This window comes from Streptomyces viridiviolaceus, assembly GCF_014650995.1.
GTDB classification, from domain to species: Bacteria; Actinomycetota; Actinomycetes; order Streptomycetales; family Streptomycetaceae; genus Streptomyces; species Streptomyces viridiviolaceus.
On the sequence record NZ_BMWA01000048.1, the window covers coordinates 22645 to 30250 of the forward strand.

Annotated in this window: 7 protein-coding genes; 3 read left to right on the top strand and 4 right to left on the bottom strand. The window is 72.7% G+C overall.

Features of this window, described 5'->3' with window-relative positions:
- Window positions 1-14: 14 nt before the first annotated feature.
- The 4 genes from infB to rimP all read right to left on the bottom strand — a co-directional run bounded on the left by infB (window position 15) and on the right by rimP (window position 5088).
- Entirely contained in the window at window positions 15-3029 is a 3015-nt protein-coding gene (gene infB, locus IE260_RS39210; protein WP_189880715.1) for a translation initiation factor IF-2, read from the bottom strand.
- A gap of 77 nt (window positions 3030-3106) precedes the next feature.
- Window positions 3107-3475 (bottom strand): YlxR family protein, encoded by a 369-nt coding sequence (locus IE260_RS39215; RefSeq protein WP_229881761.1) that lies wholly within the window; start codon window positions 3473-3475, stop codon window positions 3107-3109.
- Window positions 3476-3577: 102 nt separating this feature from the next.
- Window positions 3578-4576 carry a transcription termination factor NusA gene (gene nusA / locus IE260_RS39220; protein ID WP_189880716.1) on the bottom strand — a complete coding sequence of 333 codons (999 nt, stop codon included), beginning with the start codon at window positions 4574-4576 and terminating at the stop codon, window positions 3578-3580.
- Between the two features lie 2 nt (window positions 4577-4578).
- Window positions 4579-5088: a ribosome maturation factor RimP gene (rimP, locus tag IE260_RS39225; protein ID WP_189880717.1), complete on the bottom strand. Its 510-nt coding sequence runs from the start codon at window positions 5086-5088 to the stop codon at window positions 4579-4581.
- Between the two features lie 262 nt (window positions 5089-5350).
- Here rimP and IE260_RS39230 point away from each other — a divergent pair, with 262 nt between their 5' ends.
- The 3 genes from IE260_RS39230 to IE260_RS39240 are packed head-to-tail and all read left to right on the top strand — an operon-like array spanning window position 5351 to window position 7284.
- The gene (locus IE260_RS39230; protein ID WP_189880718.1) at window positions 5351-5884 is read left to right on the top strand and encodes a hypothetical protein; all 534 of its coding nucleotides are present in this window, start codon (window positions 5351-5353) and stop codon (window positions 5882-5884) included.
- Window positions 5881-6345, top strand: coding sequence for a ferritin-like domain-containing protein (locus IE260_RS39235; RefSeq protein WP_189880719.1), 465 nt, complete (start codon window positions 5881-5883; stop codon window positions 6343-6345). Before IE260_RS39230 ends, IE260_RS39235 begins: the two co-directional genes overlap by 4 nt.
- A 39-nt stretch (window positions 6346-6384) precedes the next feature.
- Entirely contained in the window at window positions 6385-7284 is a 900-nt protein-coding gene (locus IE260_RS39240; protein WP_189880720.1) for an aminoglycoside phosphotransferase family protein, read from the top strand.
- Window positions 7285-7606: the final 322 nt, after the last annotated feature.

Sequence of the window (7606 nt, forward strand, 5' to 3'; positions counted from 1 at the left end):
GGAGCCGTGGGGTGTCACACCCGCGGCTTCTCGCGCATCTCGTAGGTCGCGATGACGTCGTCGACCTTGATGTCGTTGAAGTTTCCGAGGTTGATACCGCCCTCGAAGCCTTCGCGGATCTCGGTGACGTCGTCCTTGAAGCGACGCAGACCCTCGATGGTGAGGTTCTCCGCGATGACCTTGCCATCGCGCAGCAGGCGCGCCTTGGTGTTGCGCCTGACCTCGCCGGAGCGGATGAGCACACCCGCGATGTTGCCCAGCTTGGACGAGCGGAAGACCTCGCGGATCTCCGCCGTACCGAGCTCGACCTCTTCGTACTCCGGCTTGAGCATGCCCTTGAGGGCCGCCTCGATCTCCTCGATCGCCTGGTAGATGACCGAGTAGTACCGGACGTCCACACCCTCGCGCTCGGCCATCTGCTGCGCACGCCCGGCGGCGCGCACGTTGAAGCCGATCACGATGGCGTCGGAGCCCATCGCCAGGTCGATGTCGGACTCCGTGACCGCACCGACACCGCGGTGCAGGACGCGGATGTCGACCTCTTCGCCGACGTCCAGCTGGAGCAGGGAGGACTCGAGGGCCTCGACGGAACCGGAAGCGTCACCCTTGATGATCAGGTTCAGCTGCTGGACCTCGCCGGCCTTCAGCACCTTGTCCAGGTCCTCCAGCGACACGCGGCGCGTGCGCTTGGCGAACGCGGCGTTCCGCTCGCGGGCGGCGCGCTTCTCCGCGATCTGGCGGGCCGTACGGTCCTCCTCGACCACGATGAAGTTGTCGCCGGCGCCCGGGACGTTGGTCAGGCCCAGGACCTGGACCGGCGTCGACGGACCCGCCTCGGCGACATTGTTGCCGTTGTCGTCGAGCATGGCGCGGACGCGGCCGTAGGCGTCGCCCACCACCATCGTGTCGCCGACCCGCAGCGTGCCTCGCTGGACGAGGACCGTCGCCACGGCACCGCGGCCGCGGTCGAGACGGGACTCGATCGAGATGCCCTGCGCGTCCTGGTTCGGGTTGGCCCGCAGGTCGAGCGAGGCGTCGGCCGTGAGGATCACGGCCTCCAGCAGCGAGTCGATGTGCAGACCCTGCTTGGCGGAGATGTCGACGAACATCGTGTCGCCGCCGTACTCCTCGGCCACCAGGCCGTACTCGGTCAGCTGACCGCGCACCTTGGTCGGGTCGGCGCCCTCGACGTCGATCTTGTTGACCGCGACGACGATCGGGACGTCGGCCGCCTTGGCGTGGTTGAGCGCCTCGACCGTCTGCGGCATGACGCCGTCGTTGGCCGCGACGACCAGGATCGCGATGTCGGTCGACTTCGCACCGCGGGCACGCATGGCGGTGAACGCCTCGTGACCCGGGGTGTCGATGAAGGTGATCTTGCGATCCTCTTCGTTGACCTCGGTCGTGACCTGGTAGGCACCGATGTGCTGGGTGATGCCGCCGGCCTCGCCCGCGATGACGTTCGTCTTGCGGATGGCGTCGAGGAGTCGCGTCTTACCGTGGTCGACGTGACCCATGACGGTGACCACCGGCGGACGGACGACCAGGTCCTCCTCGGAGCCCTCGTCCTCGCCGAACTCCAGGTCGAAGGACTCGAGCAGCTCGCGGTCCTCCTCCTCCGGGCTGACGATCTGAACCTCGTAGTTCATCTCGCCCGCGAGGAGCTGGAGCGTCTCGTCGGAGACGGACTGGGTCGCGGTGACCATCTCGCCGAGGTTCATCATGACCGCGACGAGCGACGCCGGGTTGGCGTTGATCTTCTCCGCGAAGTCGGTGAGCGACGCACCGCGCGACAGGCGAATGGTCTCGCCGTTGCCGCGAGGCAGCATCACGCCGCCGACCGACGGGGCCTGCATGGCCTCGTACTCCTGGCGCCTCTGACGCTTCGACTTGCGTCCACGACGCGCCGGACCGCCGGGACGACCGAAGGCGCCCTGCGTGCCACCGCGGCCACCCGGGCCACCGGGACGGCCACCGAAGCCGGGACGGCCACCGCCGCCGCCGAAGCCGCCGCCACCACCGGGACGACCGGCGAAACCGCCGCCGGCACCGGGACGACCGCCGCCACCGCCACCGGGACGACCGGCGAAGCCGCCGCCGCCCGGACGACCGCCGCCGCCGGGACGACCGGCACCGGCCGGGCCTCGCCCGCCGCCACCGGGGCCGGGACGCGGGCCGGCAGCGGGACGCTGCGGCATCATGCCGGGGTTCGGACGCGGGCCACCGGGACGGGGACCGCCGGGACCGCCCTGCGGACGCGGCATCGAGCCCGGGCTCGGACGGGAGCCGCCCGGAGCCTGGGGACGCGGGCCGCCGCCCTGGCCGCCGGGAGCCTGCGGACGGGGACCGGCGCCGGGGGCACCGGGACCACCGGGACGCGGACCGCCCTGCGGACGGGGCGCCTGCGGGCGCGCCATGCCGGCGTTGCCGCCGGAGGTGAAGGGGTTGTTGCCCGGACGCGGGCCACCGGTGCGGCCACCGGGACGCGGCGCCGCGGCGCCGGGACGCTGACCGCCGGGACGGCCCTGGCCGCCCTGCTGGCCCTGACCGGGGCCACCGGCCGGACGGCCACCGGGCTTGGGGGCGCCGGGGCGCGCGGCGGGCTTCGGGCCGGCCGGAGCCGGGGACGCCGCGGGCGCGGTGAACTCGGGCGCCGCCGGGGCCGGACGCGGAGCCGGCTTGGGGCCCGGCGTCGGACGCGGACCAGGGGTCGGCGCGGGCGCAGAGGGAGCCGCGGGCTGCTGGGCAGCCGGCGGCTTGGGGGCGGCCGGCCGCGGGGCAGCCGGACGTGCCGCCTGCGCCGGGGAGGGCGCGGCGGGCCTGGGGGTCGCCTTGCGGGGGGCGGGCTTGGCGGACTTGCCGTTGCCACCGCCCTGCTGGAAGGCGTCGGTCAGCTTGCGTACTACGGGCGCTTCGATCGTCGAAGACGCCGAACGGACGAATTCACCGAGTTCCTGGAGCTTGGCCATGACGACCTTGCTCTCCACGCCGAACTCCTTGGCGAGTTCGTAGACCCGGACCTTAGCCACTTCGCTCCTTTGAGGTCCGGGTTGCGTCCGGACCGTCGCTAGTTCATGGGCGTACTCATCGCGTACTCATCGAGTGCTCATCGCAATCTCGACCTGCTTTCGACTCGCGAGGTACCAACGCCGCACGGGGTTCCGTGCGGCACGTCTTCCTTACCAGGTTGCTCATCGCAACCCTGTGCCTGCTCGACGTAGTGGCGCAACGCCTTTACGTCGAGCGGTCCCGGGACGCGCAGCGCCCTCGGGAACGCCTTGCGGCGCACCGCCTGGTCGACACAGACCGGGGCGGGGTGCACGTACGCACCCCGGCCGGGCAGCGTACCGCGAGGATCGGGGACGCACGCGTCCTCGATCACCACGATCCGCAGCAGCTCGCTCTTGACCGCTCGCTCCCGGCACCCCACGCAGGTGCGCTCAGGGCATACGCGGGTACGTGTCCGGCCAGACACTCCTAAGTCTACCTCCCCGGACCGACCTCACCCCTTTGGGGCAAGAATCGAACACTTGCCGCGCACAAACCTGTCGTGATCTCAGCGACCCGCGGCTCGGATCTATTCCCCGGCTCGCTCGGACGGCTGCTCGGTGTCCGGGCGGATGTCGATCCGCCAGCCGGTCAGCCGGGCCGCGAGCCGGGCGTTCTGGCCCTCCTTGCCGATCGCCAGTGACAGCTGGTAGTCGGGCACGGTCACGCGCGCGGAGCGGGCCGCCAGGTCCACGACGTCCACCTTGGAGACGCGGGCCGGGGAGAGGGCGTTCGCCACCATCTCGGCCGGGTCGTCCGACCAGTCGACGATGTCGATCTTCTCGCCGTTCAGCTCGCCCATGACGTTGCGCACACGGCCGCCCATGGGGCCGATGCAGGCACCCTTGGCGTTCAGGCCCGAGCGGGTGGAGCGGACGGCGATCTTGGTGCGGTGGCCGGCCTCGCGGGCGATCGCGGCGATCTCCACCGACCCGTCGGCGATCTCCGGCACCTCCAGGGCGAAGAGCTTCTTCACCAGATTGGGGTGCGTACGCGACAGCGTCACGGACGGTCCGCGCACGCCCTTGGCCACCCGTACGACGTACGACCTCAGCCGCATGCCGTGCTGGTAGGTCTCGCCCGGCACCTGCTCCTGCACCGGCAGGATGGCCTCCAGCTTGCCGATGTCGACGAGCACGTTCTTCGGGTCACGGCCCTGCTGGACCACGCCGGTGACGATGTCGCCCTCGCGGCCGGCGTACTCGCCGAGCGTCGCGTCGTCCTCGGCGTCGCGCAGCCGCTGCAGGATGACCTGCTTGGCGGTGGTGGCGGCGATACGGCCGAAACCGGACGGGGTGTCGTCGAACTCGCGGGGCTCCTGGCCCTCTTCGAGGTCGGCGGGGTCCTCCTTCGCCCACACGGTCACATGCCCGGTCTCCCGGTTGAGCTCCACGCGCGCGTGCCGGCGGCTTCCCTCGGTGCGGTGATAGGCGATGAGGAGGGCCGACTCGATCGCTTCGACCAGCAGGTCGAAGGAGATCTCCTTCTCCCTCACCAAGCCCCGCAGGGCGCTCATGTCGATGTCCACGGCTACGCCTCCTCCTCTTCCGTTGTGTCCTTCTTGTCCTTGCGGCTGAACTCGACCTGGACGCGCGCCTTGGCGATGTCCCCGAAGGGGAGCCTGCGCGCGGTGGGCTTGCGCCCCTTCACCCCGGGCACCTCGACGTCGACGCCCTCGTCGTCGACGGTCAGGATTCTGGCCACCAGCTCGGCGCCGTCCGTCAGTTGGAACCGCACCAGGCGGCCGGTGGCGCGCGTGTAGTGCCGGTGTTCCGTGAGGAGGCGTTCCGCGCCGGGGGTTCCGACCTCGAGGGTGTACTCCCCCTGGCCCATCGCGTCCGTCTCGTCGAGCTTCGCCGAGAGCGCGCGGCTCACATCGGCGATCCGGTCCAGGTCGGCACCGGTGTCGGAGTCGACGACGACACGCAGCACACGCTTGCGTCCGACCGAGTCCACCGCGATCTCCTCGAGATCCAGGCCCTGGGAGCTGACGAGTGGCTCCAGCAGTTCTCGCAGCCTCTCGCTCTGGGTGGTGCTCATCCGGGTGACTCCTCGGCCGCGTGTGCTGTTGTGGGATGGGTCGCGTGTCAGGTCAAAGGGTATCCGGTCCCGGGGGGTGTTGCCGTCCACCCGGGCTCGGCGGTGCCGATGAGTGGTGCCTGGCGCGGGCCCGGGTACCGTGATCACGGATGCACCAACCCTGTTCGAGTTTGTGTGGATTCCGACCGAGTTCGTTTTCCACCCGCATGCCTTCCGTGTTCGTTCCGTGTTCGTTCCGCACGAGTTCCCGAGGACGTCTGCCGTGCCGTTCCCCTCATCGCCGCGCATCCCTCCGGGACCGCGCAGAAGGAGCCTGCTCGCCTCGGCCGCCGGGGCCGCCCTGCTCGTCGGCTGCACCGACGGTTCCGGCCCGGACACCACGGCGGCCGACCCGTCGGCGGACGACCGGGCACGCGCGCGTGCGGCACGGGACAGCGAGGTGCTGGCCGAGCGGTACGACGCGGTGATCGCCGCCCATCCGCTCCTGGCCCAGCGGCTGCGGCCGCTGCGGGAGGAGGTCGTACGGCACGCGGAGGCGTTCGGCGCCGTGCGCGCGGCCACGCCGAAGGCGTCGCCCTCGGTCTCCGCGCGGGCCGCCGGGCCCGGGCGCGACTCCGCCGCCGTACCGGCGACGGAGAAGGAGGCCCTCGCGCAGCTCGCCGGTGCCGAGCGGGAGCTGGCCGACCGGCGGGGCGAGGCGCTGCTGAAGGCGTCGGGCGAACTGGCCAGGCTGCTGGCCTCGGTGGCGGCGGCCGGTGCGGCACACGTGTACCTGCTGACGGAGGGCGACGGATGAGCGAGGCGGAGAACCGGGAGCTGGACGCCCTCCAGGCGGCGCTGGCGGCCGAGCACGCGGCCGTGTACGGCTACGGGGTCGTCGGCGGGCGGATCGGTGAGGGACGGCGCGCCGAGGCGCGCGCGGCGTACGACGCCCACCGGGCGCGGCGCGACGTGCTGGCACGCGAGGTGCGGGACCTGGGCGGTCGTCCGGTCGCCGCGGCGGCCGGGTACGCGCTGCCGTTCGCGGTGCCGGACACGGGAGCCGCGGTGCGGCTGGCGGCCGAGCTGGAGGACCGGGTGGCCGGCGTCTACTCGGACCTGGTGCGGGCGGCCGGGGGTGAGCGGCGGGCCTCGGCGGCCGAGGCGCTGCGGGAGGCGGCGGTCCGGGCGGTGCGCTGGCGCGGCGGGAGCGTAGCCTTCCCTGGGCTCGCCGAGCGGGCAGGCACCGCGTCGGCCCCGGCGACTCCGACGGCGTAACGCGTACGGGACCCCGTACGGGAAGGGAACGACTCGCGCATGGTTTTCGAACCGCCGCGGCGTCTGGTCAGGGCGCTCGGTGAGACGGCTCCGGACGGTGACGACTGGTTGGAGGAGCTGCCCCGGACGGTGCGGCGGGCCGTGGCGCTGCGCGAACTGACCGTGGAGCGGGTGCAGGCGCCGGGCGGACGCAGCAGCCTCGTGGTCCTGGTGCGCACCGCGGACGGCACGCCGGCGGTGCTCAAGCTGGCGCCGCGCCGGGCCCGTCCGGAGAGCGAGCGGGCCGCGCTCGCGCACTGGGACGGGCGCGGGGCGGTGCGTCTGCTGGAGCCGTTCACCGCGGAGGGCGAGCTGCTGCTGGAGCGGCTGCATCCCGACGTTTCGGTGCGGTCGCTTCCGGAGGCCAAGGCGCTGCTGGAGGCGGCGGGCACGCTGCGGCGGCTGTGGGTCGAGCCGCCCGTCGGCCACCCCTTCGAGACCGTGGCCGAGCGGACCGGCCGGCAGGCCGTCGCGATGCGGGCGGGCGCCGAGGCCGACCCGGAGGTGGCGCCGCTGGTGGACGCGGCGCTCGCGGTGCGTGAGGAACTGCTGGCCGAGCCGCCCGAGGCCCGGCTGCTGCACGGCACCTTCCGGCAGAGCAAGGTGCTGGCCGCAGACCGGATGCCGTGGCTGGCGGTGGGGCCGGACCCGGTGGTCGGCGAGTGCGCCTTCGACCTGGCCCGGCTGGTGCGGGACCGGGTGGAGGACCTGATCGCCCAGACGTCGGGCCCCTCGACGACCCGGCGGCGGGTGAAGCGGCTCGCCGAGTCACTGGAGGTCGACCAGGAGCGCCTGCGTGGATGGACGCTGTTCCGGGCCGTGGAGTCGGGCGTGCGGGCACGCCGGGTCGGCCGGGAGCAGGACGCGGAACTGCTGCTGGAGTTCGCGGCCTGGCTGTAGGACACATCGGACACCGGACGGGAAGCGCGTACCGGTCCGCGCCCACGCACCGGACGCCCGTCACAGCCGGACACCCACCGGCCGCAAACGCACCGCCGGGACGCCGACGCCCCACCCGCCGGACACCACGCCGACCACGCGGCCTGGATGCAGGACACCTCGAACCCCGGACGGCACGTCCTCGAAGCGCGTACCGGTCCGCGCTCACGCACCGGACGCCCGTCACAGCCGGACACCCACCGGTCGCAAACGCACCGCCGGGACGCCGACGCCCCACCCGCCGGACACCACGCCGACCACGCGGCCTGGATGCAGGACACCT

Excerpts from the sequence above, each read along its gene's own strand:
- rimP (WP_189880717.1), bottom strand. The coding sequence starts at position 5,088 with ATGAGCACCACCCAGAGCGAGAGGCTGCGAGAACTGCTGGAGCCACTC.
- IE260_RS39235 (WP_189880719.1), top strand. The coding sequence starts at position 5,881 with ATGAGCGAGGCGGAGAACCGGGAGCTGGACGCCCTCCAGGCGGCGCTG.
- IE260_RS39240 (WP_189880720.1), top strand. The coding sequence starts at position 6,385 with ATGGTTTTCGAACCGCCGCGGCGTCTGGTCAGGGCGCTCGGTGAGACG.